The organism is Mycobacterium sp. TH-M103 (assembly GCF_057473785.1).
In genome coordinates this window covers 19630-44558 of sequence record NZ_JBYCLG010000101.1, presented here as the reverse complement: position 1 = coordinate 44558, position 24929 = coordinate 19630, and the positions used below count along the sequence as shown (strand labels likewise).

The following is a 24929-nucleotide window of genomic DNA, read 5'->3' as shown; positions in this document are numbered from 1 at the left end:
CTCAATCCGGGCACGACACGTACTATCTACGTACGTAGGTAGTACATAGATCGGATGGGAAGGACTCCTCGATGCCACGCCTTTCGGCCGCCCCGCTCGTCGCCCTCGCCGTCGCGGCGGTCATCGCGGCATGCGGCTCCCCCGAGAAGCCGTCCGCAGCGCCGAACGCGACCGCTTCGTCCCCGCACGCTGCCGCCGGCCAGGCTACCGGGGTGCCGGCACAGCTGCAGTTTTCCGCGAAAACGCTGGCGGGACAGACTTTTTCCGGAGAAAGCCTGGCGGGCAAGCCGGCGGTGCTGTGGTTCTGGGCACCGTGGTGCCCGACGTGCCAGCAGGAGGCCCCCGTCGTCGCCAAGGTCGCGGCGGCCAACCCGCGCGTGACGTTCGTCGGGGTGGCGGCGCGCGACCAGGTGTCGTCGATGCAGTCCTTCGTCGACAAATACCACCTCGGCGGGCTCACCCAGTTGGACGACACCGACGGGGCGGTGTGGGCCAAATTCGGCATCACGCGCCAACCCGCGTGGGCGTTCGTCGGCGCCGACGGCAGCGTCGACGTCGTCAAGGGCCGGCTCACCGAATCCCAATTGACCGAGCGGATCAGCGGGTTGGGCAACCGGTGATCGACACCGCCGCGCTGAGCTTCGCGCTGGGCGCCGGGCTGGTGGCCGCGCTCAACCCCTGCGGCTTCGCCTTCCTCCCCGGCTACCTGGGGTTGGTGATCGCCGGCAGCCACGACGTCTCACGCCCGGCGGCCCTGCTGCGCGCCGCCGGGGCCACCGCCGGCATGTCGCTGGGCTTTTTGACCGTGTTCGGCACCTTCGGCCTGGTGATCTCACCCGTGATCGCCTCGGCGCAGAGGTATCTGCCGTTCGCCACCGTGGTGATCGGGCTGCTGCTCGTCGGCGTGGGAATCTGGCTGGTGGCCGGCAAGGACATCGCCGTCGTGCTTCCCAAACGCTTCGGGGGCACGCCGACGGGGCGGCTGGGATCGATGTACGGCTACGGCGTGGGCTATGCGATCGCATCGCTGTCATGCACGATCGCACCGTTTCTCGCGGTGATCAGCATGACGTTCAAACAGGGCTCGGTGCTCTCCGGCGTGCTGGCCTTCCTCGCCTATGCCGCCGGGATGAGCATCATGGTGGGGGTCGCGGCGCTGGCCGTCGCGCTGGCCGGTTCGTCGGCCACCTCGGCGTTTCGGCGCGTGCTGCCCTTCGTCGGCCGGATCGCCGGCGTGGTCGTGCTGCTCACCGGCCTGTACGTGGCCTACTACGGCTATTACGAAATCCGGTTGTATTTCAGCGATGCCGGCGCCGACGACCCGGTGGTCGGGGCCGCCGGTGACGTACAGAGCCGCCTGGCGGACTGGGTCAACGGCCTGAGCCCGTGGATGCTGCCGACCGCGGGTGTGGCGCTCGTCGCCGCCGGGGTCATCTGGCATGCCGTGGCCCGGTGGCGCACCGGCCGGCAGGACACCGGCACCGCGGTGGTCACAGCTGGCAGGCCAGCGCCACCACCGCCGGGGTGATAGAAGCGAAACATATTGCCGCGCAGAGCGTCACGCGCTCCCGCCACCGTGTGCGGCGGGGCGCCGGAATCGCCAGGCGCGCGGCGCGGGCCAGCGTCGCGGTGCCCGAAGCGCCCAACGCCGCCGAGGCCATTGCCGGTGAGTCACCGCTGAGAGCCAGCAGGCCCCGCAACACCGGCATCTTCCCGTGTAGCCGGACCGCGGTGTCGTCGGCGCACATCTCGAGCAGGCGGGCCGCGGCTTCGGCGGCCGCGGCGAACAACGCCCACCGCGGCAGGCTCGCGGCGATCGCGCGCAGCACCATCAGGACGTCATGGTGGCGCCCGGCCAGATGGGCGTTCTCGTGGGCCAGCACTGCGGCCAGCTGCACCTCGTCGAGCCGGCCGAGCGCCGCGGTGGTGACCACGACGATGGACTGCGGCCGGTCGGCCACGCAGTAGGCCGCCGGCTGCGGCGCCGCAACCACGACGACGCCGGGCCGGTCACCGGGGACCCCAACCACCCGGGCGGTCGACGCGTGCAGCCGGCTCCGCGCTCGTTGCCGCCGCACCTGGCGGCCGATACGCCAGCCGGCGACGGCGGTGACCACTACACCGGCCACCCACAGGCACACCGCGAGCGCCGAGGCGGCCGCGCGCGGCAACCCCAGTGCACCGCTGACGCCCAACACCTTCAGACACAGGGTCAGTTCCCCGTGGCGCCACATGCTTTGCGCCGCCGCGGCGCCCAGGACGGCGAGCGCGCCGAACCACGCTCCGAGCGCGGCGACCACCGCCGTCAGCCAGGATGCCAGCGCCAGGCGGGGATGCGCGCCGATGCCGGTGACCCGGCGCAGCAGCCGCGGAGCCAGCCAGGCCAGCCCGCACCCGTACCCCAGCAGCAACAGGGCGGCGTTCACGACCCGGGCCGATCGTCGATGATGCGCCGCAGGAAGTCGCGGACCCGCAGCGACTCGCCCTCGTCCATCTGTTCGAGGAAATGCGCCAGCACCAGGTCGGAGTCACCGCCGGCGGCGAAGGCGTCCCGCATCAGCGTCGCGGAATGTTCCTCGCGGGTCATGGTCGGCCAGTAACGGAAGGCCTTTCCCGCCCGTTCCCGTTGCAGCCAGCCTTTGCGGTGCAGGTTGTCCATGGTGGACATGACGGTGGTGTAGGCGATCTGCCGGTCACGAGCCAGGTCGTCGAAAATGTCGCGGACGGTGACAACCTCGGCGCGGTTCCACACGCGGTCCATGACGACCGCCTCGAGTTCGCCGAAGCGCCGAACGCGCACAGCCCCGAATCTTACCTGCGCAGCCGGCGGCAATCGTGGGCGATCCGCTCCCCGCGCGCACACAGCATGCCGAAGGTGAAGCCGTCCTCCCCCCGCAGCGTCCCCCACCGCGGCGCCCATCCCGCGCAGGGCCTGCTCGGCGAGCGCGGTGTCCTGATGCTCGCCGAGCAGGTTCTGGATGTGCTTGTAATGCCCGATGGTTCGCTTCGCACGCTTCGGCTTGCCCCGGGGCCGGCACAGTTCGGCGGCGCGGCGGCCCAGCGCCGCAGCACCGCCAGAATGTTTTGGTAGCGTTGCGATTTCATCGCCGCCGTCGCCGCTTTGCGCGCCGGGCGCTCGGCGGCGTGCAGATCCTTGCGGATCCGCGACTTGACCGGCCACAGGACCAACTTCCTGGGCAGGCCGTCGACCGCGGCGATGAACCGGTTGCGCTGGACCTGGCAGCCGCGGACCTCGCCCGGCAGCGACGCGAACCACCTCAGCTCAGCGTCCATGTCGCCGATCTCGGGGCGTCGAGCGCCGTGTCGAACACCGGAAGTGTGCTGGCACCCGCCGGATCGCCACCCGCGTGTCGTGGACGGCGTCCTCGCCGAGGTGATGGGCGTTGAAGATACACCTGCTAAACATGCGGCGTTCGCCGGCGGCTACGACTACAGCCAGGTGTCCTGGGTGGTGGTGGTCAGGAACGCTTCCAGGTCGTCACGCCATTGGGCCGGCGTCGTCTTGTCGGGTTCGATGCCGGTGTACTCGCCGCGGTAGAACAGCAGCGGCCGCGGCTTGATCTTGGGCGCCTCCGAGAGCGAACGGACCGCGCCGAACACCACGAAATGATCGCCGCCGTCGTGCACGGAGGCCACGGTGCAGTCGATGAAGGCTAGCGATCCGTCGATGATCGGTGAACCGAGTTCCGAAGGGCGCCAGTCGATCCCGGCGAATTTGTCCGGCTCTTTGGACCCGAACCGGGCCGAGACATGCCGTTGCTTCTCGGTCAGCACGTTGACGCAGAACCGGCCACTGGCCTCGATCGCCTGCCAGGATCGGGACACCTTGGTCGGGCAGAACAACACCAGCGGCGGGTCCAGTGACAGTGCGGCGAAGGACTGGCAGGCGAAGCCGACCGGGACCTCGTCGTGCACCGTGGTGATGATCGTGATCCCGGTGCAGAACTGGCCCAGCACCTGCCGGAAGGCCCGTGGATCGATGGAGTCCGCCACAATCAGCCCCGGATCAGCCGCTCATCCCGACCGTGAAGTCGTGGCCCCACAGGCTCACCGCGGTGCTTTCCCGGGCGATCCAGTCGTTGTCGTCGACTTGCCTTCCCTCACAACCGAACTCAACGTCGAAGCCGCCGGGCGTCTTCATGTAGAACGACAGCATCAGGTCGTTGACGTGACGACCCAGGGTCGCCGACATCGGCACCTTGCGGCGCAGGGCCCGGTCCAGGCACAGACCCACGTCGTCGGCGTTCTCGACCTCCATCATCAGGTGCACGATGCCGCTCGGCGTCGGCAGCGGCAGAAACGCCAGGCTGTGGTGGCGCGGGTTGCAGCCGAAGAAGCGCAGCCAGGCCGGCGCCCCGTCGGCGGGCCGGCCTACCACCTGCGGCGGCATCCGCATCGAGTCGCGCAGCGTGAAGCCGAGCACGTCGCGGTAGAAGTGCAAGGCCTCGTCGTCGTCGCGGGTGGAGAGCACCACGTGCCCCAGGCCCTGCTCGCCGGTGACGAACCGGTGGCCGTACGGGCTGACCACGCGGCGGTGCTCGAGCGCGACGCCGTGGAACACCTCCAGGCAGTTGCCGGACGGGTCAGAGAACCGGATCATCTCGGCCACCCGGCGGTCGGCCAGCTCGGCGGCCGTGGCCTCCTTGTAGGGCACCCCCTCCACGTCGAGCCGGTTGCGGATCTCCTGCAGCCCTTCGGCGTTGGCGCACTCCCAGCCGGCCTCCAGCAACCGGTCCTGCTCGGCAGGCACGATCACCAGCCGGGCCGGGAAGTCGTCCATGCGCAGGTACAGCACCCCTTCCGTGGCGCCGCTGCCCTCGACCATGCCGAGGACTTTGAGGCCGTACTCGCGCCAGGCCGCCATGTCGGTGGCCCCGATGCGCAGATAGCCCAGCGACCGGATGCTCATTTCGCGCCTCCCAGGAAATCAACGGTCAGCTTGTTGAACTCGTCGAACTTCTCCACCTGCGCCCAGTGCCCACACTGCCCGAAGACGTGTAGTTGCGCACGCGGAATCGTCTTCAGCGCCACCAGCGCGCCGTCCAGCGGGTTGACGCGGTCCTCGCGCCCCCAGATCAGCAGGACGGGCTGCCGCAGCCGGTACACCTCGCGCCACATCATGCCGAGTTCGGCGTCGGCCCCGGCGAAAGACATGCCCATCGCCCGGGTCGCCGTCAGCGACTCCGGCGTGGCGGCCAGGGCGAATCGCTCGTCGACCAGCTCGGGGGTGATCAGTTTCTGATCGTGGACCATCACCCGCAGGAACGCTTCGAGGTTCTCGCGGGTGGGCTCCATGGAGAACTTGCCCAGCCGCTTGACGCCCTCGGTCGGGTCGGGCGCGAACAGGTTGATGCTCAGCCCGCCGGGGCCCATCAACACGAGGCGGCCGGCCCGGTCGGGATAGTCCAGCGCGAACCGCACCGCCGTGCCCCCACCCAGCGAATTGCCCACCAGCGGAACGCGACCGAGGCCCAACCGGTCGAACAGCCCCTTGAGCGCTCGCGCGGCGTAGCGGTTGAACTGCCCGTGCTCGGGGCGCTTGTCGGAGAGGCCGTAGCCGGGCTGGTCGACGGCCAGCACGTGAAAATGCCGCGCCAGCACCGGAATGTTGCGCGCGAAGTTCGTCCAGCTCGCCGCGCCCGGCCCGCCGCCGTGCAGCAGCACCACGGTCTGGTCGTGGCCGGCACCGGCCTCGTGGTAGTGCAACCGCAGCGGCCCGTCGACGTCCACCTCCACGAACCGCGAGGTGGACTCGAACGTCAACTCCCCCGTGACCGTCATGGCCTAGACCATGGTGTCGCCGGGGGGCAACCCGAACTCGTGGTTGCCGAAGATCACGTACGCGCGCTCGGGGTCGTTGGCGGCGTGCACCCGCCCGGCGTGCGCGTCGCGCCAGAATCGTTGGATCGGAGCGTCACTGGCCAGCGCGGTGGCACCGGAGGCCTCGAACAGCCGGTCGATCGAGGCGATCGAGCGGCCCGTGGCCCGCACCTGGTCGCGGCGAGCCCGGGCGCGCAGCTCGAACGGGATCTCCTTGCCCGCGGCCAACAGCGCGTACTCGTCGCCCACGTTGCCGATCAATTGGCGCCACGCCGCGTCGATGTCGCTGGCCGCCTCGGCGACGCGCACCTTGGCGAACGGGTCGTCCTTGGCCTTCTCCCCAGCGAACGCCGCGCGCACCCGCTTGCCCTGATGCTCCACGTGCGCGCCATAGGCGCCGTAGGCCATCCCCACGATCGGCGCCGAGATGGTGGTGGGATGCATCGTGCCCCAAGGCATCTTGTACACCGGGGCGGTGTTCGTCCGCAGGCCCCCCGCGGTGTGGTCGTTCATCGCCTTGTAGGACAAAAACCGGTGCCGAGGCACGAAGACGTCCTCGACGACCACGGTGTTGCTGCCGGTGCCACGCAACCCGACGACATGCCACACGTCGTCGATGCGGTAGTCGCTGATCGGGATCAAGAAGCTGCCGAAGTCCACCGGCCGGCCGTCCTTGATCACCGGCCCGCCCACGAAGACCCACGTCGCGTGGTCACAACCCGACGACCAGGCCCACGAACCGTTGACCACGTACCCGTCGTCGGTGACCACGCCGGCGCCCATCGGCGCGTACGACGACGAGACCCGCACGTTGGAGTCCTCGCCCCACACGTCCTCCTGGGCCTGCTGATCGAACAGCGCCAGGTGCCAGTTGTGGACACCGATGATCGAGCTCACCCAGCCGGTCGAACCGCACGCGCTCGCCAGCCGGCGGACCGCCTCGTAGAACATGGTGGGGTCGGCTTGCAGCCCGCCCCACTGCTCGGGCTGCAACAAGGTGAAGAAGCCGATGTCCTGAAGGTCCTGCACGGTCTCGGCGGGTAACCGGCGCAGCTCCTCCGTCGCCTGCGCGCGCTCCCGGATCCGCGGCAGCAGATCATCGATGCCGGCCAACACCGACTGCGCATCGCGCTGTTGAATGGACGTCACTTAGGGTGCCTCCTGAGCCAAACTTACGCAGTGGACTTACACCAGAGACTAGAACACGTTCCGATTCGTGTCGAGCAGGGTATTCCTGCGGCTGGTAGCAATAAGGATCGGCTTTTCTGTAACATGTTCTAGTTGCGACGAGAGGGAGGATGGGTCTTGGTCGAGACGAATCTCGACGAGCCACTCGGCGGCCACGTCCTTGAGCTGCAGATCGCCGCGGTGGTCGACGAGACCGACGATGCGCGGTCGCTGGTGTTCGCGGTGCCCGAGGGCTCGAGCATCCCCGCGCAGCGGCTCCGGTATGCGCCGGGGCAGTTCCTGACGCTGCGCGTCCCCAGCGACCGCACCGGCTCGGTGGCGCGCTGCTACTCGCTGTGCAGCTCGCCGTTCACCGACGACGCGCTCGCGGTCACCGTCAAACGGACCGCCGCCGGATACGCGTCCAACTGGCTGTGCGACCACGCGCACGCCGGCATGCGGATCCACGTGCTGGCACCGTCGGGCACCTTCGTGCCCAAGACGCTCGACGATGACTTCCTGCTGCTGGCCGCCGGCAGCGGCATCACGCCGATCATGTCGATCTGCAAGTCGGCCCTGGCCGAGGGCAGCGGGCAGGTGACGCTGCTCTACGCCAACCGCGACGACCGCTCGGTGATCTTCGCCGACACCCTGCGCGAGCTGGCCGGCAAATATCCCGACCGGCTCACGGTCGTGCACTGGCTGGAGACGCTGCAGGGCCTGCCGGACGCGACCGCGCTGGCGAAGCTGGCCGCCCCCTGCGCCGACCGGCCCGCGTTCATCTGCGGACCCGGCCCGTTCATGGACGCGGCGCGGCAGGCCCTCGAGGCGCTGCATGTGCCGGCGCAGCAGATCCACATCGAGGTGTTCAAGTCGCTGGACTCCGACCCGTTCGCGGCGGTCGCACTCGACGATGCCGGCGAGGGCGACGAGCCGCCAGCCACCGCGGTGGTGGAACTCGACGGCGAAACGCACACGGTGTCCTGGCCGCGCAACGCCAAGCTGCTCGACGTGCTGCTCGCCAAAGGTCTGGACGCCCCGTTCTCCTGCCGGGAGGGCCACTGCGGCGCGTGCGCGTGCACCCTGCGCGGCGGCAAGGTCACCATGGAGGTCAACGACGTCCTCGAGCAGCAGGATCTCGATGAGGGCCTGATCCTGGCCTGTCAATCCCTCCCGGAATCTGATTCGGTGGAAGTCACCTACGACGAATAGGCGCGGGATTACATTCACCGTGAAATCGGTCAACCCGGGAAGGGGCATCATGAAGCGGCTGATGACGGGATTCGCAGTCATCGCAACCGCGCTGGCGTTCCTGCCCGCTCCCCTCGCACCGATGGCCCGGGCGGCGGCCAACACCGCCACGACCCTGTTCCCGCTCGACGGCCCCAACCAGCTCGAGACGCACACCTTCCTCAACTGTTTCTCCTCCGATGGGCACTGCGACTTCACCGCCGGCGCCGACATGCGCACGCCCGACGGCGTCACCGGCTTCCCGCCCGGACTGTGGGCCCGCCAGACCACCGAGATCCGGTCCCCGAACCGGATGGCTTACCTCGACGCGCACGCCGACGGCGAGCACGAGCGGGTCATGAAGGCCATGGGCACCGACGAGATCACCGACGTCTATTTCGGTGAGGGGCCGCCGGACAAGTACCAGACGACCGGCCGCATCGACTCCACCGACTGGTCGACCGGCCGGCCCAAAACCGACGTCAGCGTGATCGTCTGCACCCACATGCAGGTCGTCTACCCCGGCGTCAACATCACCTCGCCCAGCACCTGCGCGCAGACGACGTTCTCCTAGGAGTTCTTTTCCGGATTACCCCGGTGCGGCGCCTCGGCCGCGGGCCGACCTACCCGCTTCGGGTCAGCGCGCGGCGGTGGCGTGTAGCCGCTCTCCCGGAAACCCCTCGGGTTCAACCGGCTTGGCCGCGCCCAACTCCCGCGTCAGGAAGCCGGTGAGTTCTCCGATCGCGCTCATCAACGGGGCCGGGAACACGATGGTGGTGTTCTTCTCCACGCCGAGTTCGAGCAAGGTCTGCAGGTTGCGCAGCTGCAGCGCCAGCGGGTGCCGCATCATCGTGTCGGAGGCGTCGCCGAGCGCGGCGGCGGCGCGCGCCTCTCCTTCGGCGGCAATTATTTTGGCCCGCTTCTCCCGCTCGGCCTCGGCCTCGCGAGCCATCGCGCGCTTCATGCTGTCGGGCAGCTGGATGTCCTTGAGCTCCACCAGGGTGACCTCCACGCCCCACTCGACGGTGGTGGTGTCGAGGATCTGGCGGATGCTGCCGTTGATCTTCTCCGTCTGGGCCAGCACCTCGTCGAGGGAGTGCTGCCCGACGACGTTACGCAGCGTGGTCTGAGCGATCTGATCGATCGCGGCGCGGACGTTTTCGATGACCACGACGGACTTGCGGGCATCGATCACCCGGAAGTAGGCGACCGCGGCGATGTCGACGCTGACGTTGTCCCGGGTGATGATGCCCTGGGACTGGATCGGCATCGTCACGATGCGCATCGAGACCCGCCACAGCCGGTCGATGACCGGAACGATGAACCGCAACCCGGGTTCGCGGACACCGATCACCCGGCCGAGACGGAAGTGCACGCCCCGCTCGTACTGCTGCACCACCCGGACCGACGCGGCGAGCAACAGCATGCCCACGAAGACGACGATCGCGGTGGCGACCATTGCGTCATAGCTCACAAGCATCAACGCTAGAAGCTCCGCCGCCGGCCGTCAGCAGCCACAAGTCCCGAGCCGCATGGCCGAAAGGCCCTCGCCGTCAGCGGGGCAGCCCGAGCAGCCGCTCGGCGGCGACGGTGAGCAGGATCTGCTCGGTACCGCCGGCGATCGTCAGGCAGCGGGTGTTGAGGAAGTCGAACACCGCCTGGTTGTGGACCAGCCCGCCGCCCTCGCTCACGTCCATCATGTATTCGGCCAGCGCCTGCCTGTAGCGCACCCCGATGAGCTTGCGCACGCTGGACTGAGCCCCGGGGTCCTGGCCGCCCACGGCGAGCTGCGCGATGCGCTGGTCCAGCAGCGCGCCCGTCTGGGCCAGGACGATGAGCCGCGCCAGCCGGTCCTGCTGGGCCGCGTCGAGATCGAGCCGGGCCAGCACCTCGAGCAGCTCTTCCATCGGGTTGCCCAGGGCGGTACCGGTGGCCATGGCCACGCGCTCGTTGGCCAGCGTGGTGCGCGCCAGCCGCCAGCCGTCGTTCACGGCGCCGACCACCATCTCGTCGGGCACGAACACGTTGTCCAGGAACACCTCGTTGAACAGTGAGTCGCCGGTGATCTCGCGCAACGGCCGGATCTCGATGCCGGGCGATTTCATATCGACCAGGAAGTAGGTGATGCCCTTGTGTTTCGGGGCGTCCGGGTCGGTGCGCGCCAGGCACACGCCCCAGCGCGCCTTGTGCGCAGCCGAGGTCCACACCTTCTGCCCGGTCAGCAGCCAGCCGCCCTCGCCCCTTACCGCCTTGGTGCGCAGCGAGGCCAGGTCGGAGCCGGCGCCCGGCTCGGAAAACAGTTGACACCAGAGGAATTCGCCGCGCAGCGTGCCCGGCACGAAACGTTCGATCTGCTCCGGCGTGCCGTGTTCGAGGATGGTCGGCGCCGCCCACCAGCCGATCACCAGGTCGGGACGCGCCACGCCGGCCGCCGCCAACTCCTGGTCGATCAGCAGCTGTTCGGCCGGCGAGGCGCCGCGCCCGTAGGGCGGCGGCCAGTGCGGCGCCTGCAGGCCGGCCTCGGCCAGCGCCACCTGACGCTTCTCCTCGGGCAGCGCGGCGACGTCGGCGACGGCCGCGGCGATCTCGGGCCGCAAACCCTCGACGTCGGTGAGGTCGATGCCCAGGCGGCGGCGCACACCGCCCTGGGTCAGCGCGCTGATGCGGCGCAGCCAGCGTTCGGTGCCGCCGAGGAACCGGCCGCTGCTGTGCGCCCGGCGCAGGTACAGGTGCGCGTCGTGCTCCCAGGTGCAGCCGATGCCGCCGAGCACCTGGATGCAGTCCTTGACGTTGGCCTTCGCGGCGGTGATACACGTGCTCGCGGCCAGGGCCGCCGCGATCGCGAACTGGGCCGCATCAGGGTCCCCGGCGGCGCACGCGGCGTCGGCGGCGGCCACCTCGGCCTGCTCGGCGCGGCACAGCATCTCCGCGCATAGGTGCTTGACGGCCTGGAAGCTGCCGATCGGCTTGCCGAACTGCTCGCGCACCTTGGCGTAGGCGACCGCGGTGTCCAGCGACCACCGGGTCACGCCGGCCAATTCGGCGGCCAGCACCGTCGCGGCCAGTTCCTCGACGCGACCCTCCGGCACCTCGAGCACGGTGACGGGCGCCGACGTCAGCACCACCCTGGCCAGCGGCCGGGAGAAGTCGGCGGCCCGCAGCGGGTCGAGCCGCACGCCCTCGCCGGCGGCGTCGATCAACAGCCACTTCCCGTCGGCCGGGGCCAGCAGCAGGCCGCCCGACGCGGCGCCGGACACCAGCGGCAGGATTCCCGACGCCGTCACGCCGTCGAAGCGCAGATCGCCTTCGAGCGCCAGGCCGGCGAAGCGCTCGCCGGAGGCGAGCTCCGCCAGCACTTCGGGCTCGGGCACGACCAGCGTGGCCAGCGCGGTGGTCGCGACCGGCCCGGGCACCAGCGCCTTGGCCGCCTCTTCGACCATCGCGCACAGGTCCTCGATGCTGCCGCCCGCTCCCCCGCATTCCTCGGCGACGGCCACGCCGAAGATGCCGAGGTCGGCCAGGCCCGCGAACACCGGCCGCCAGGCGTCGGCGCTGCCCTGCCGACGGCGCGGATCGCCGCGGTCCCGCCCGGCCCCGAACTCGAATTGCGGGCCCAGTCGCGCACCAACTCCCGCGCCGCGAACTGCTCGTCGGTGACGGTCGCTACCACGTGTGAGCCCTCCGTGTCATGTTCCGGGGTGACGAATCCGGCGTTGACCGACGGTCCGCATTGTCCGATTCCTCCGCGGGTTGCTGCGCAACCCGCATCGTCATCAGACTAGAACGTGTTCTAATAGTGCCAGCGATCGACCGTCAAGTAAAACTGCATTACAGCAGCACACGTGGCTGTCCCGGCGGTACGGAGGTGGGAAATTCACACTCAGCGTGCGTATCGTTTGCAAGCGAACCGCCCACGGGAGGAGCGATCCGTCAGATGCCAGCCAACACGAACTCGGGCCGAGTGTCCGACTCGCAGCCGCGCGAGGTCATGAACGTGGCGGTCCTGGCCGAGTCCGAACTCGGTTCGGAGGCGCAGCGGGAGCGCCGCAAGCGCATCCTCGACGCCACGATGGCCATCGCGTCCAAGGGCGGCTACGAGGCGGTCCAGATGCGGGCGGTCGCGGACCGCGCCGACGTCGCGGTGGGGACGCTGTACCGGTACTTCCCCTCGAAGGTGCACCTGCTGGTGTCGGCGCTGGGCCGGGAATTCAGCCGCATCGACGCCAAGACCGACCGCTCCGCGGTGGCCGGGGCCAGTCCGTTCCAGCGGCTGAACTTCATGATCGGCAAGCTCAACCGGGCGATGCAGCGCAACCCGCTGCTCACCGAGGCTATGACCCGCGCCTACGTCTTCGCCGACGCGTCCGCCGCCAGCGAGGTCGACCAGGTTGAGAAGCTCATCGACTCGATGTTCGCCCGGGCCATGGCCGACGGCGAACCCACCGAGGACCAGTACCACATCGCCCGGGTGATCTCGGACGTGTGGCTGTCGAACCTGCTGGCGTGGCTCACCCGGCGCGCTTCGGCGACCGACGTCAGCAAGCGCCTCGACCTGGCGGTGCGACTGCTGATCGGCGACACCGAACGGGCCCCTTAGCCGGGAGGTCCGACGGTCCGGCCCCGGATCAGCTCGGTGTCCAGCAGGTCGATGACCGGCAGCCCCGTGCGCGGTGGCCGCAGCAGGAGTTCACCGGCGCGACGGCCCTTGCGCAGGCTCGGCTGCACCATCGTGGTCAGGCCCCGGCTGATCGCCTCGGGCACCCCGTCGAACCCGGTGACGCTGATCTGGCCGGGCACGTAGATGCCGCGCGCCCGAAGGTAATCCATGGCTGACAGGGCCAAGACGTCCGCGGTGCACATCAGCGCGGTGATCCGCGGATTGGCCTCGAGCGCCACCCGCGCGGCGTCGCCGCCCGACTCGGGCAGGTGCTCGTAGCTTTCCACCACGGTCAGCGACTCCGGGTCCACACCGGCGTCGCTCATGGCCTCCCACACGCCGAGGATGCGTTCGCGCTGCACGTCGAAGGCCGGTGAGCGCAGCCGGTCGGCGTCTACCAGGCCCTGCCGGCGGTCCCGGCTCAGCCGCATGGTCAGCAACCCGATCTCGCGGTGACCCAGCCCCACCACGTACTCGGCGAGCTCGCGCATCGCCGCCCGGTCGTCGATGCCCACCCGGGACACCCCCGACAAACCCTTGGGCTGGTCGACCACCACCACGGGCAGGCGGCGCTGCAGCACCACCTGCAGGTAGGGATCGGCGTCGCAGACCGAATACACCACGAAGCCGTCCACACCGGCGGCCAGCACCGCGGCGGTGCCGTCCTGCAGGCTGCGGGTGGGGCCGACGGCCACCAGCAGCAGGCCCTGCCCCAGCTCCTCGCACGACTGCGCGACTCCCGCGACCAGGTCCCGCGCCGCCGGGTCGCTGAAGAAGTACGTCAGCGGTTCGGCCATTACCAGGCCGACGGCGCCGGCCTTGCGCGTGCGCAACGATCGCGCGACCGGGTCGGGTCCCGGGTAGCCCAGCCGCTTCGCCGCGGCCAGCACGCGTTCGCGCAGGTCGGCGGAGAGCTGATCCGGCCGGTTGAAGGCGTTGGAGACGGTTGTGCGCGAGACCTTGAGGTCGTCCGCCACCGAGGCCAGAGTGGCGCGCCGGCGCGGGGTGGGGCTCACGCTCGGTGAGGCTACAGCGGATCGCCGTCGGCGCCTACGAGGCTCCGCGACGCCACTTTGAAGTGGAAACGATTTTCATTAGTATTATGGGTCGGCCGATCAGGCCACGAAGAACGCCCGGGACGCCCAGCGCCGACGGGACACACACGGCAGGAGTTCACGTGCGCCGTCGCTGGCGATCGGTCTTGTCGATCGCCCTCGCCGGCGCCACGGCCCTCACCGGCTGCGCGTCTCCCGGGCACCCGCACGCGCACACGGTGGTTGCGTCCACCGACGTATGGGGCAGCGTGGCGCAGGCGGTCGCGGGCCGCCATGTCGCCGTCACGTCCCTCCTGAGCGGCGCCGACGCCGATCCCCACGCGTACCGGTTGACCCCCTCGGACGCCGCCGCAATCGCCGACGCCGCCCTGGTCGTCTACAACGGCGGCGGTTACGACCCCTGGGTGAACCCGGCGCTGGCCGGGCGTCCGCGCGTCGCGGCCGTCGACGCCTATTCGTTCGCGGCGTCCCCGGCGCCGGACCGGCAACCACCCGACGAGCACGTCTTCTACGACATGGATGTCGCCAGGTCGGTCGCCGTGTCCATCGCCGACCGGCTGGCGGCCATCGACCCGCCAAACGCCGCCGACTACCGCGCCAACGCCGCCCGGTTCTGCCGCGCGGCCGACGACATCGCCATCTCCGAGCACGCCATCGCTAGCGCGTACCCCGGTGCCGCGGTCGTCGCGACCGAACCGGTGGTGCATTACCTGCTGACCGCCTCGGGCCTGGTGGATCGGACCCCCGCCGCGTTCACCGCGGCCAACGAGGCCGAAACCGATCCCACGCCGGCCGACATGGCATCGGTCCTCGGCCTCATCGAGCACCGGGAGGTCTCGGCGCTGCTGATCAACCCGCAGACGTCGACGCCCGCGGTCGACGGCCTGCGACAGGCCGCACGGCGGGCGGGCGTGCCGGTCACCGAGGTGACCGAGACCCTGCCGGAGCACACCGACTACCTGACCTGGCAGCGTGACACGGTCAACCAGCTGCTCGCCGCCCTGCGCACCAACCGGCGGGCGCAGCCGTGAGCGTGCAAGCGGCCCCAGCCGTCGGCCACCCCGTGCCCACGGTCCGCATGATCGGCGCCCGGCTGGCGTTCGGTGACCGCACGCTGTGGGACCGCCTGGACCTGTCGGTGTCCAAGGGTGAGTTCATCGCGGTGCTGGGCCCCAACGGCAGCGGGAAAACGTCGCTACTCAAGGTGCTGCTCGGGCAGCTGCCGCTCAGTGGCGGCACGGTGCTGGTGGACGGCAGGCCCGTCACCGCCGGCAGCGACCGGGTCGGATACGTGCCGCAACATCGTCCGCTCGACCGTGACGTGATGCTGCGCGGTCGCGACCTGGTCCGGCTGGGCGCCGACGGGCGCCGCTGGGGCGTCGCCCCGCTGCGGTCGGCCGGGCGGGCCCGTCGCCGTGCGGCCGTCCGACGCGCGCTGCGCCAGGTCAACGGCGAGCATCTGGCCGACGCCCGCGTCGGCGTGCTCTCGGGCGGTGAACTACAACGGCTGCGGATCGCGCAGGCGCTGGTCAGCGACCCAGCGTTGCTGCTGTGCGACGAACCGCTGCTCACCCTGGACCCGGCCAACGCCAAACTGGTGGCGGCGCTGATTGACCGCCGCCGCCGGGACGCCGCGACCACCGTCATCGTCGTCACCCACGAGGTCAATCCGATCCTGCCGTACGTGGACCGGGTCCTGTACCTGGTCGACGGCCGCTTCGGGATCGGCAGCGTCGAGCAGGTTATGACCACCGAGACGCTGTCGGCGCTGTACCGGGCCGACATCGAGGTGGTGCAGGTCAAAGGAGGCTACGTGGTGGTGGGCGAGCCGATCGACGGGCACCTCCGGTGAACCACCGCCTCGCCGACGTGCTGGGCCACCTGTTCTCCTTCGACGTCACCGCCCACCTGCTCAGCCACGACTTCGTCCGGCAGGCGCTGCTGGCGGCCGCCCTGCTGGGACTGGTGGCCGGACTGATCGGACCGTTCGTCGTCATGCGCCAGATGTCGTTCGCGGTGCACGGATCCAGCGAACTGTCGCTGACGGGCGCCGCGTTCGCGCTGCTGGTCGGCGCCCCCGTGAGCGTGGGCGCGCTGGCCGGCAGCGCTTTGGCCGCCGCGCTGTTCGGGATCCTCGGCCAGCGCGTCCGGGAACGCGACTCGGTGATCGGGGTGGTGCTGGCGTTCGGGATGGGGCTGGCGGTGCTGTTCGTCTACCTTTACCCGGGCCGGAGCGGCACCAGCTTCGCGTTGCTGACCGGCCAGATCGTCGGCGTCGGCTACACCGGCCTGGCCATGCTGGCACTGGTGTGCCTGCTGGTCGCCGCGGTGCTGGCGGCGTGCTACCGCCCGTTGTTGTTCGCCACCGTCGACCCGGAGGTGGCGGCCGCGCGGGGCGTGCCGGTCCGCGCGCTGGGCGTCGTGTTCGCCGCCCTGGTCGGCGTGGTGGCGGCCCAGGCGGTGCAGATCGTCGGGGCGCTGCTGGTGATGGCGCTGCTCATCACCCCGGCGGCCGCGGCGGTCCGGGTGGTCGCCTCGCCGGCCGCCGCGATCGCGGTCTCGGTGGTCTTCGCCGAGATTTCCGCCGTCGGGGGCATCGTGCTCTCGCTGGCGCCCGGCGTCCCCGTCTCGGTCTTCGTCGCAACCATCTCGTTCGTGATCTACCTGCTGTGCCGGCTACTCGGGCGACGCCGCTATCCGTCGCTTCCCTAAGCTGGGCACGTGGCCCGAATCGACCTGAACGCCGACCTGGGCGAGGGTTTCGGTGTCTGGCGTCTCGGCGACGACGAGGCGATGCTCGAGATCGTCACGAGCGCCAACGTGGCGTGCGGATTCCATGCGGGCGATCCCGCCGGCCTGTTGCAGGTGTGCCGGTCGGCCGCCGAGCGCGGGGTGCGCATCGGGGCCCAGGTGAGCTACCGCGACCTCGCCGGGTTCGGCAGGCGTTTCATCGACGTCGACGCCGAGGAACTGCTCGCCGACGTGGTCTACCAGATCGGCGGGTTGCAGGCGATCGCCCAGGCGTGCGGTTCGACGGTGTCCTACGTCAAACCCCATGGCGCGCTGTACAACACGATCGTCGCCAATCGTGAGCAGGCTGCCGCCGTGGCGGCGGCGGTACACCTGGTGGACGCCGGCCTGCCGGTGCTGGGCATGGCCGGTTCGGCCTTCTTCGAGGAGGCGGCCCGCCTCGGCCTGCGCACGGTCGCCGAGGCTTTCGCCGACCGCGCCTACCACCCGGACGGCAGCCTGGTCTCCCGTCGGGAACGCGGTGCCGTGCTCGACGACCCGGCGGCGATCGCCGAGCGCGTCGCGACCATGGTGACCTCGGGCCACGTCACCGCGATCGACGGCGCCCGTGTCGCCGTCGACGTGGAATCGGTTTGCGTGCACGGGGATTCGCCCGGCGCGGTGCGGATCGCCACCGCGGTGCGTGACCGGCTGCGGGCCGCCGGCTCCGACATCAGGTCGTTCTGCTGATGCGGCTGCGGCTCGGCCGGCCCGATATCGCGCGGTATGCGGACCGCTTCGACGTGCCCGCCGCCGAATCCGGGCTCTCGGTGACCTGGCTGGGCGTGTCGACGCTGCTGGTCGACGACGAGTCGTCCGCGCTGATGACCGACGGGTACTTCTCCCGGCCTCCCCTGGCGCGGGTCGCCGCGGGCACCGTGGCACCGGCACCGGCGCGCGTCGACGGCTGCCTCGCCCGCGCCAGGGTGTCCCGGCTCGCGGCGGTCATCCCGGTGCACACCCACATCGACCACGTCCTGGACTCCGCCCTGGTCGCCGACCGCACCGGCGCGCAGCTGGTCGGCGGGCGATCGGCGGCCAATGTCGGGCGGGGGTACGGCCTGGCACCGAACCGGCTGGTCGTCGCGGTCGACGGCGAACCGATCCGGTTGGGCGCCTACGACGTCACGCTGGTCCGGTCGCGGCACTGCCCGCCCGACCGGTTTCCCGGGGTGATCGATGCGCCGCTGACCCCGCCGGTGCGCGCGTCGGCCTACCGCTGCGGAGAGGCATGGTCGGCGCTGGTGCACCACCTGCCGTCTGGCCGGCGGCTGCTGATCCAGGGCAGCGCCGGCTTCGTCGAGGGCGCGCTGGCCGGCCAGAGCGCGGACGCGGTCTACCTCAGCGTCGGCCAGCTCGGCCTTCAGCCTCGGTCCTACCTCGTCGACTACTGGACGCAGACCGTGCGCGCGGTGGGCGCGCGCAGGGCGATCCTGGTCCACTGGGACGACTTCTTCCGCCCACTGTCCAAGCCGTTGCGCGCCCTGCCCTATGCGGGCGACGACCTGGACGTATCCATCCGAATTCTCGACGAACTGGCCGCACGGGACGGCGTCGCGCTGCACCTGCCCACGGTGTGGCGGCGCGAGAACCCGTGGGCGTGAGACGGATCGAATCGTGATGCTGGCCCTTTCGCTGTTGCTGCTCGCTGTCGTCCTCGGGTTCGCCGTGCTGCGCCCGTCGGGTTGGCCGGAGGCTTTCGCGGCGGTCCCAGCGGCCGCCATCCTCGTCGGGGCCGGCGCGATCTCGGTGCACCAGGCGGTGCGGCAGGTCGCCGACCTGTCCGGTGTGGTGGCGTTCCTGGGGGCGGTGCTGGTGCTCGCCAAACTGTGCGACGACGAGGGCCTGTTCGAGGCCGCGGGTGCGGCGATCGCGCGGGTACGCGTCGGGTCGCACGGGCTGCTGCGCCAGGTGTTCGTCATTGCCTCGACCATCACCGCCGTGCTGAGCCTGGACGCCACCGTGGTGCTGCTGACGCCGGTGGTGCTAGCCAGCGTGCGCCTGCTGCGCACGCCGGTGCGCCCCTACGCCTACGCCACCGCTTCCCTGGCCAACGCCGCGTCGTTGCTGCTGCCGGTGTCGAACCTGACCAATCTGCTGGCCTTCCACGTGGCGGACATCTCGTTCACCAGGTTCGCCCTGGTGATGGCGTTGCCCTGGCTGGTCACCATCGCCGTGGTGTACGCGGTCTTCCGCTGGTTCTTCGCGGCGGACCTGCGCGTCACACCCCAACCCGAGGAACGCGATCCGGCGCCGCGCCCGCCGGTTTTCGTATTGGTGGTGGTGGGGCTGACGCTGGCCGGGTTCGCGGTCGGCCAGTCGGTCGGGGTGGCCCCGGCGTGGGTGGCGCTGGCCGGCGCCTCGGTGCTGGCGATGCGCAGCCTCGGTCGCGGGCACACCTCGGTGGTCGAGATCGTGGGCTCGGCGAGCGTGTCGTTCCTGGTGTTCGTGCTGGGGCTCGGCGTGGTGGTGCACGCGGTCATGCTCAACGGGATGGATGCCGCCATGTCCCATGTGCTGCCGTCCGGTTCGGGTCTCGCTGCGCTGCTGGCGATCGCCGCGGTGGCCGCGGTGCTGGCCAACATCGTCAACAACCTGCCGGCGACGCTGGTGTTGTTGCCGCTGGTGGCGCCCGCCGGGCCGGTCGCCGTGCTCGCGGTGCTGCTCGGGGTCAACATCGGCCCCAATCTGACCTACGTCGGCTCGCTGTCGAACCTGTTGTGGCGCGGCGTGTTGCGCCGTCACGATGTCGAATTCGGGGTCGGGGAGTACAACCGCCTCGGGCTGTGCACCGTTCCGGTGAGCCTGGTGGCGGCCGTGGTCGCCCTGTGGGCGAGTGCGCGGCTGCTGGGCCTCTAGTTCCGGTGGTAGGCCGGCGGCAGCGGCATACCGAGCCCGGCCATTACGCTGCGCGCCAGCGTCGGGTAGTCGGTGATCAGCCCGTCGACCCCGTCGGCGATCTGATCGCGCATGTCGGCGGCGTCGTCGACGGTCCACGGAATGACCCTGAGCCCCAACGCGTGCGCGCGGTCCACGAAGGCTTTGTCCACCAGCGTGTAGTCCGGCGAGGCGGTGTCTGCACCGACCAGCCTCGCCCCGACGAGAGGATCCCCGACGAAGGCTGGGTCGACGCCGTTCAACCACGGCGAATCCGGTACCCACGTCGTGTGGTCCCACAACGCCGCCAGGGGAATCAACGGGTCGGCCCGGCGCACCAGCGGTAGCGTCCGCCAGTCGAAGCTCTGTATCTCCACGCGATCGGCCTTGCCCGCCGCCCGGACCGCGGCCAGTATCACGTCGACGAACTGCTGGGGGTCGGCCGAATCCGCGGGCCGGTCGGCCTCCACCTTGGTCTCGATGTTGTAGCGGATGTCGGCGCGGTAGGAATCGGCGAGCGCGAACACCTCCGGCAGGACCGCTATCCTGTTGCCCCGCAAAACTTCCGCGTCGGGAAAATCGGGGAGCCGCTTGCCGCAGTCCAGGGTGCGGATCTGCGCCAGCGTCAGGTCGTGCACCAGCTTGCCGACGTAGGGGTACCGGGGGTCGTGCGGGAACGCGGCCGCGGTGTCCGAGCACTTCTCGGGCTCGATCGTCGCGTCGTGCCACACCAGCGGCTGCCCGTCTTCGGTGAGGACGATGTCGAATTCGAGGGTGGTGACGCCTAATTCGATCGACTTGGCGAACGCCCGCAGCGATTCCTCGGTGGTCTCGCCGCGCCCGCCGCGGTGCGCCTGCAGATCGAAGCCGGGCGGTTGCGCGGAGGCCGTTGGGGCCAGGAGCGTCACTGCCGCCAGCAGCGCACCCCATGTGCGCGAGCAGACGCAGAATCGCCGGGAAACTGCCCGTTTTGGGCGATTCTGCGTCTGCTCGGCCAAAGAGGCTAGCTCCTGCGCTGGCGGGCTATCTCGGCGAGCACCACCCCGGCGGCCACCGAGGCGTTCAGTGACTCGGTATCGCCGGCCATCGGGATCGACACCACCTCGTCACAGTTCTGCCGCACCAGCCGCGAAAGTCCCTTGCCTTCCGAGCCGACGACCACCACCAGCGGGTCGGTGCCGTCCAGGCCGTCGAGCGCGGTGTCGCCACCGGCGTCCAGGCCGACGACTCGCAGTCCCTTGTCGGCCCAATCCTTCAGCGTCCTGGTGAGATTGGTGGCCCGCGCCACCGGAATGCGGGCCGCCGCGCCGGCGCTGGTGCGCCAGGCCACCGCCGTCACCGACGCCGATCGCCGCTGCGGGATCAGCACGCCGTGGCCGCCGAACGCCGCCACCGAACGCACGATGGCGCCCAGGTTGCGCGGATCGGAGATGTTGTCCAGCGCGACCAGCAGCGCCGGCGGCGAGCCGAGGGCGTCGGCGAGCAGGTCGGCGGGGTGGGCGTAGTCGTACGGCGGCACCTGCAACGCGATGCCCTGGTGCAGGTGGTTGGCGGTCATGCGGTCCAGGTCCGAGCGCGGCACCTCGAGGATCGAGATCCCCGAATCCGCGGCCCGCGCAACCGATTCGGTAAGCCGCTCGTCGGCTTCGACGCCCAGGGCGACGTAGAGCGCGGTCGCCGGCACACCGGCGCGCAGACACTCCAGCACCGGGTTGCGGCCGAGCACCGTCTCGGTCTCGTCGGCTTTACCCCGCGCGGGCCTGCGCGGCTGGGCCTGCTGCGTGCGCTTGGCGGCGGGATGATTGGGCCGCATGTGCGCCGGCGGTGTGGGCCCGCGTCCCTCGAGCGCGCGGCGACGCTGGCCGCCCGACCCGACCGTCGGCCCCTTCTTGGTTCCCGACTTGCGCACCGCGCCGCGGCGCCGCGAGTTGCCGGCCATTTACCTGCTCCCGTCGCCGCGCAGCGACCACTGCGGCCCGTCCGCGGTGTCGGTGACCTCGACACCGGCCTCGTTGAGCCGATCGCGGATCTCGTCGGCCAGGGCCCAGTCGCGCTCCTGACGGGCCCGTTGCCGGTGCTCCAGTTCGGCGCGCACCAGCACGTCGACGGCGGCCAGCGCCGCCGAGGTCTCGTCGCGGGTTTCCCAGCGTTCGTCGAGCGGGTCGCAGCCCAGGATGCCCATCATCGCGCGGATCGCGCCGGCGTGCTCGAGCGCACCTTCGTGATCGCCGGCATCGAGCGCCCGGTTGCCTTCCGCGCGGGCGTGATGGATTTCGGCCAGGGCGACGGGAACCGCCAGGTCGTCGTCGAGTGCCGCGGCGAACCGTGGGGTCCATTCGCCCGGCTCGACGGCACCGACCCGGGCGCGGACGCGGTGCAGGAACTCCTCGACCCCGACATAGGCTTTGACCGCGTCCTGCAGGGCGGTCTCGGAGAACTCCAGCATCGACCGGTAGTGCGCGCTGCCCAGGTAGTAGCGCAGTTCGGCCGGGCGGACCCGCTGCAGCATCGCCGGTATCGACAACACGTTGCCCAGCGACTTGCTCATCTTCTCCCCACCCATCGTCACCCAGCCGTTGTGCAGCCAGTAGCGGGCGAACCCGTCGCCGGCCGCGCGGCTCTGCGCGATCTCGTTCTCGTGGTGGGGAAAAACCAGATCCATTCCGCCGCAGTGGATGTCAAATTCCGCGCCGAGGTAGGTATGCGCCATCGCCGAGCATTCCAGGTGCCAGCCCGGGCGGCCGCGGCCCCAGGGCGTGGGCCACGACGGCTCGCCGGGCTTGGCGCCCTTCCAGAGGGTGAAGTCGCGCGGGTCCCGCTTGCCGGTGGCCGCGCCCTCACCCTGGTGGACGTCGTCGATCCGGTGCCCGGACAGCTGCCCGTACTCGGGGTAGCTGAGCACGTCGAAGTAGACGTCCCCGCAGGCGGCGTAGGCGTGCCCCGTCTCGATCAGGCGCTGCATCAGCTCGACCATCTGGGTGATGTGCCCGGTCGCCCGGGGCTCCGCGGACGGCGGCAAGACGTCCAGCGCGTCGTAGGCCGCGGTGAACGCGCGCTCGTAGGTGGCCGCCCATTCCCACCACGGCCGGCCAGCCGCGGCGGCCTTGTTGAGGATCTTGTCGTCGATGTCGGTCACGTTGCGGATGAACGCCACGTCGTAGCCGCGGGCGATCAGCCAGCGGCGCAGGATGTCGAAGGCCACCCCGCTGCGCACGTGCCCGATGTGCGGCTGACCCTGGACGGTGGCGCCGCACAGGTAGATCGAAACGTGGCCCGCGCGCAACGGAACAAAGTCACGCACGGCGCCGGCCGCCGTGTCGTGTAGCCGCATGCGGGCGCGATCGGTCACGACGTGCCAGCTTACCTGCTGGTTACGGCCGCCCCGCCCGCAGCGGGCGCTACCCGATCGGGACCACCAACGCGGTGGCGACGGCGGCCAGACCCTCGCCGCGGCCGGTCAGGCCCAGCCCGTCGGTGGTCGTCGCCGACACCGACACCGGCGCCCGCAGCAGACCCGACAGCACCTGCTGCGCCTCGGCGCGGCGCGGGCCGATCTTCGGCCGGTTGCCGATCACCTGCACCGCGGCGTTGCCCACCCGGAAGCCGTGGCGCGAGATCAGGTCGGCGACGTGGGTTAGCATGTCGGCGCCGCTGACATCCTTCCAGCGCGGATCGTCGACACCGAACACGGCGCCGATGTCGCCCAGCCCCGCCGCCGACAGCACCGCGTCGCAGAGCGCGTGCGCCCCGACGTCGCCGTCGGAGTGGCCGGCGCAGCCGTCGGCGTCCGGGAACAACAGCCCGACCAGCCAGCAGGGGCGCCCGGGCTGGATCGGGTGGACGTCGGTCCCCAGACCGACACGGGGCAGCTGGGTCATCGGCGCACGATCGCCTCGGCCAGCAACAGATCGAGCTGGGTGGTGATCTTGAACGCCAGCGGGTCACCGTCGACCACCTGAACCTGGCCGCCGACATGCTCGACGAGGGACGCGTCGTCGGTGAAGCCGCCGGCGCCCCCGCTACCCCGAACGGCCCGATAGGCGCGCAACAGCAGGTCGGTGGCGAACCCCTGCGGCGTCTGCACGGCTCGCAGCCCGGCCCGCTCCGGGGTGCCCAGTACCACCCCGTTGGCGTCCACGGCCTTGATGGTGTCGTGCAAAGGCAGCGCCGGCACGACCGCGGGATGGCCGGCGCGCAGCGCCTCGACCACGCGCACGATCAGTGTGGGCGGTGTGAGCGCGCGGGCGGCGTCGTGCACCAGCACGTAGTCCGGGTGATCCGACTCGTCGAGGGCCGACAGCGCCAAGCGCACCGACTCGTAGCGGTCGGCTCCGCCGGCCACGACGGTGGCCCGCCCGGCCAGCGACTGTCCGGCCTGGTCGACACGGTCGGGGGGGACGGCCGCGACCACCCGGTCGACGACCCCCGACTCCAGCAGGCCGGTGACGGCGCGTTCCAGCAGGGTGCGCCCGTCGACCTCACAGAATGCCTTCGCAATGCCGGCGGCCAACCGTTGGCCGGAGCCCGCCGCCGGGACAACCGCGACCACCACAGCCACGGCCTTCAGGAAGCGGCGGCAAGAACCTCGTCGAGGATGGTCTCGGCCTTGGCGTCGTCGGTGCTCTCCGCGAGCGCCAGTTCGCCGACCAGAATCTGCCGAGCCTTGGCCAGCATGCGCTTCTCGCCGGCGGACAGCCCGCGCTCCTGGTCGCGCCGCCACAGGTCGCGCACCACCTCGGCGACCTTGTTGACGTCGCCGGAGGCGAGCTTCTCGAGGTTGGCCTTGTACCGGCGGGACCAGTTGGTCGGCTCCTCGGTGTGGGGGGCCCGCAGCACCTGGAAGACCTTGTCGAGGCCTTCCTGTCCGACGACATCGCGGACGCCGACGTACTCGGCGTTATCCGCGGGAACTCGAACTGTCAGGTCGCCCTGCGCCACTTTCAAGACGAGATACTCTTTTTGTTCCCCTTTGATGGTCCGGGTTTCGATCGCCTCGACTAACGCAGCACCGTGGTGGGGGTAGACAACGGTGTCGCCGACCTTGAAGATCATCTGATTCGAGCCCCTTTCGTTACTTCATCCTAACACGGCGGCCCAACACGCGCGAAGCAACAGTGCAGGTCAGAGGCACAACACGCGTAGGTTAGGGGTTGACAGGAGGAGCAAGACGTGCAATGGGACACACATCCATCTCCTCGTTTTTACCCTTTAGGTAGTCTACCGGAGGCCCGTTACGCAGGTCACCCCGCCCGTCCTGCGCCCCGCGCTACCGCGGTCGGCGGGTTCCTACTACTCTGCATAGTTGCAAAGGC

The 24929-nt window shown here is 70.4% G+C and carries 25 protein-coding genes and 2 pseudogenes; 11 read left to right on the top strand and 16 right to left on the bottom strand.

Going from position 1 to position 24929, the window contains the following annotated elements; all coding sequences use genetic code 11:
* Positions 1–71: 71 nt before the first annotated feature.
* Together AC2VOR_RS05825 and AC2VOR_RS05820 are read left to right on the top strand one after the other, a co-directional pair.
* Positions 72–620 (top strand): redoxin family protein, encoded by a 549-nt coding sequence (locus AC2VOR_RS05825; protein WP_369736724.1) that lies wholly within the window; start codon positions 72–74, stop codon positions 618–620.
* A complete protein-coding gene (locus AC2VOR_RS05820) occupies positions 617–1528 on the top strand; it encodes a cytochrome c biogenesis CcdA family protein (protein ID WP_486963360.1) in 912 nt (303 codons plus the stop codon). The genes AC2VOR_RS05825 and AC2VOR_RS05820 overlap by 4 nt, the downstream gene beginning before the upstream one ends.
* On the opposite strand, the gene AC2VOR_RS05815 is transcribed toward AC2VOR_RS05820, so the two are convergent.
* The 7 genes from AC2VOR_RS05815 to hsaA all read right to left on the bottom strand — a co-directional run bounded on the left by AC2VOR_RS05815 (position 1491) and on the right by hsaA (position 6990).
* On the bottom strand, positions 1491–2426 hold the full coding sequence (locus AC2VOR_RS05815) for a M56 family metallopeptidase (RefSeq protein WP_369736722.1): 936 nt from the start codon (positions 2424–2426) through the stop codon (positions 1491–1493). The genes AC2VOR_RS05820 and AC2VOR_RS05815 overlap by 38 nt on opposite strands.
* Positions 2423–2800: a BlaI/MecI/CopY family transcriptional regulator gene (locus tag AC2VOR_RS05810; RefSeq protein WP_486963359.1), complete on the bottom strand. Its 378-nt coding sequence runs from the start codon at positions 2798–2800 to the stop codon at positions 2423–2425. Before AC2VOR_RS05810 ends, AC2VOR_RS05815 begins: the two co-directional genes overlap by 4 nt.
* 11 nt (positions 2801–2811) lie before the next feature.
* Positions 2812–3303 carry a CHAD domain-containing protein gene (locus AC2VOR_RS05805; protein WP_486963363.1) on the bottom strand — a complete coding sequence of 164 codons (492 nt, stop codon included), beginning with the start codon at positions 3301–3303 and terminating at the stop codon, positions 2812–2814.
* A 147-nt stretch (positions 3304–3450) separates the two neighbouring features.
* Positions 3451–4014 carry a 3-hydroxy-9,10-secoandrosta-1,3,5(10)-triene-9,17-dione monooxygenase reductase subunit gene (gene hsaB, locus AC2VOR_RS05800; protein WP_486963358.1) on the bottom strand — a complete coding sequence of 188 codons (564 nt, stop codon included), beginning with the start codon at positions 4012–4014 and terminating at the stop codon, positions 3451–3453.
* Positions 4015–4027: 13 nt separating this feature from the next.
* Positions 4028–4930, bottom strand: coding sequence for an iron-dependent extradiol dioxygenase HsaC (gene hsaC, locus AC2VOR_RS05795; RefSeq protein WP_369736719.1), 903 nt, complete (start codon positions 4928–4930; stop codon positions 4028–4030).
* Positions 4927–5802: a 4,5:9,10-diseco-3-hydroxy-5,9,17-trioxoandrosta-1(10),2-diene-4-oate hydrolase gene (gene hsaD / locus AC2VOR_RS05790; RefSeq protein WP_369736718.1), complete on the bottom strand. Its 876-nt coding sequence runs from the start codon at positions 5800–5802 to the stop codon at positions 4927–4929. Before hsaD ends, hsaC begins: the two co-directional genes overlap by 4 nt.
* Before the next feature lie 3 nt (positions 5803–5805).
* Positions 5806–6990, bottom strand: coding sequence for a 3-hydroxy-9,10-secoandrosta-1,3,5(10)-triene-9,17-dione monooxygenase oxygenase subunit (hsaA, locus tag AC2VOR_RS05785; protein WP_369736717.1), 1185 nt, complete (start codon positions 6988–6990; stop codon positions 5806–5808).
* 156 nt (positions 6991–7146) lie between these two features.
* Here hsaA and AC2VOR_RS05780 point away from each other — a divergent pair, with 156 nt between their 5' ends.
* On the top strand, positions 7147–8220 hold the full coding sequence (locus AC2VOR_RS05780; RefSeq protein ID WP_369736716.1) for a 2Fe-2S iron-sulfur cluster-binding protein: 1074 nt from the start codon (positions 7147–7149) through the stop codon (positions 8218–8220).
* Between the two features lie 49 nt (positions 8221–8269).
* On the top strand, positions 8270–8812 hold the full coding sequence (locus AC2VOR_RS05775; RefSeq protein WP_369736715.1) for a hypothetical protein: 543 nt from the start codon (positions 8270–8272) through the stop codon (positions 8810–8812).
* Positions 8813–8875: 63 nt separating this feature from the next.
* Here the strand turns inward: AC2VOR_RS05775 and AC2VOR_RS05770 are convergent, their stop codons facing one another.
* Positions 8876–9697, bottom strand: coding sequence for a slipin family protein (locus tag AC2VOR_RS05770; RefSeq protein ID WP_369741404.1), 822 nt, complete (start codon positions 9695–9697; stop codon positions 8876–8878).
* A gap of 94 nt (positions 9698–9791) precedes the next feature.
* Positions 9792–11908 (bottom strand): annotated as a pseudogene (locus AC2VOR_RS05765) (acyl-CoA dehydrogenase family protein).
* Positions 11909–12232: 324 nt separating this feature from the next.
* Between AC2VOR_RS05765 and kstR the strand changes: the two are divergent.
* A complete protein-coding gene (gene kstR, locus AC2VOR_RS05760) occupies positions 12233–12835 on the top strand; it encodes a cholesterol catabolism transcriptional regulator KstR (RefSeq protein ID WP_369741403.1) in 603 nt (200 codons plus the stop codon).
* Here the strand turns inward: kstR and AC2VOR_RS05755 are convergent.
* Positions 12832–13911 carry an Rv3575c family transcriptional regulator gene (locus AC2VOR_RS05755; protein WP_486963357.1) on the bottom strand — a complete coding sequence of 360 codons (1080 nt, stop codon included), beginning with the start codon at positions 13909–13911 and terminating at the stop codon, positions 12832–12834. The genes kstR and AC2VOR_RS05755 overlap by 4 nt on opposite strands.
* A 161-nt stretch (positions 13912–14072) precedes the next feature.
* On the opposite strand from AC2VOR_RS05755, the gene AC2VOR_RS05750 reads away from it, so the two are divergent.
* The 6 genes from AC2VOR_RS05750 to AC2VOR_RS05725 are packed head-to-tail and all read left to right on the top strand — an operon-like array spanning position 14073 to position 19599.
* Complete coding sequence (locus AC2VOR_RS05750; RefSeq protein ID WP_486963356.1) at positions 14073–14981, top strand: metal ABC transporter solute-binding protein, Zn/Mn family; 909 nt, start codon at positions 14073–14075, stop codon at positions 14979–14981.
* Positions 14978–15802, top strand: coding sequence for a metal ABC transporter ATP-binding protein (locus AC2VOR_RS05745; protein ID WP_369736711.1), 825 nt, complete (start codon positions 14978–14980; stop codon positions 15800–15802). Before AC2VOR_RS05750 ends, AC2VOR_RS05745 begins: the two co-directional genes overlap by 4 nt.
* Positions 15799–16662 carry a metal ABC transporter permease gene (locus AC2VOR_RS05740; RefSeq protein ID WP_369736710.1) on the top strand — a complete coding sequence of 288 codons (864 nt, stop codon included), beginning with the start codon at positions 15799–15801 and terminating at the stop codon, positions 16660–16662. The genes AC2VOR_RS05745 and AC2VOR_RS05740 overlap by 4 nt, the downstream gene beginning before the upstream one ends.
* 9 nt (positions 16663–16671) lie before the next feature.
* Positions 16672–17430, top strand: a complete 759-nt coding sequence (locus AC2VOR_RS05735; protein WP_369736709.1) for a LamB/YcsF family protein — start codon at positions 16672–16674, stop codon at positions 17428–17430.
* Positions 17430–18344 carry an MBL fold metallo-hydrolase gene (locus tag AC2VOR_RS05730; RefSeq protein WP_486963355.1) on the top strand — a complete coding sequence of 305 codons (915 nt, stop codon included), beginning with the start codon at positions 17430–17432 and terminating at the stop codon, positions 18342–18344. Before AC2VOR_RS05735 ends, AC2VOR_RS05730 begins: the two co-directional genes overlap by 1 nt.
* A 13-nt stretch (positions 18345–18357) precedes the next feature.
* Positions 18358–19599: an SLC13 family permease gene (locus AC2VOR_RS05725; protein WP_369736707.1), complete on the top strand. Its 1242-nt coding sequence runs from the start codon at positions 18358–18360 to the stop codon at positions 19597–19599.
* Here the strand turns inward: AC2VOR_RS05725 and AC2VOR_RS05720 are convergent.
* From AC2VOR_RS05720 to carD, 6 genes and pseudogenes are all read right to left on the bottom strand, one after another.
* Positions 19596–20534, bottom strand: a complete 939-nt coding sequence (locus AC2VOR_RS05720; RefSeq protein ID WP_407685781.1) for a glycerophosphodiester phosphodiesterase — start codon at positions 20532–20534, stop codon at positions 19596–19598. The two genes, AC2VOR_RS05725 and AC2VOR_RS05720, sit on opposite strands and share 4 nt — an antisense overlap.
* A 57-nt stretch (positions 20535–20591) precedes the next feature.
* Positions 20592–21556, bottom strand: a pseudogene (rlmB, locus tag AC2VOR_RS05715) (23S rRNA (guanosine(2251)-2'-O)-methyltransferase RlmB); the annotation flags it as partial.
* A complete protein-coding gene (gene cysS, locus AC2VOR_RS05710) occupies positions 21557–22966 on the bottom strand; it encodes a cysteine--tRNA ligase (RefSeq protein ID WP_369736706.1) in 1410 nt (469 codons plus the stop codon).
* Between the two features lie 49 nt (positions 22967–23015).
* On the bottom strand, positions 23016–23495 hold the full coding sequence (ispF, locus tag AC2VOR_RS05705; RefSeq protein ID WP_369736705.1) for a 2-C-methyl-D-erythritol 2,4-cyclodiphosphate synthase: 480 nt from the start codon (positions 23493–23495) through the stop codon (positions 23016–23018).
* Entirely contained in the window at positions 23492–24184 is a 693-nt protein-coding gene (gene ispD / locus AC2VOR_RS05700) for a 2-C-methyl-D-erythritol 4-phosphate cytidylyltransferase (protein ID WP_369741401.1), read from the bottom strand. Before ispD ends, ispF begins: the two co-directional genes overlap by 4 nt.
* On the bottom strand, positions 24181–24669 hold the full coding sequence (gene carD / locus AC2VOR_RS05695; protein ID WP_007166539.1) for an RNA polymerase-binding transcription factor CarD: 489 nt from the start codon (positions 24667–24669) through the stop codon (positions 24181–24183). Before carD ends, ispD begins: the two co-directional genes overlap by 4 nt.
* Between the last annotated feature and the right edge of the window lie 260 nt (positions 24670–24929).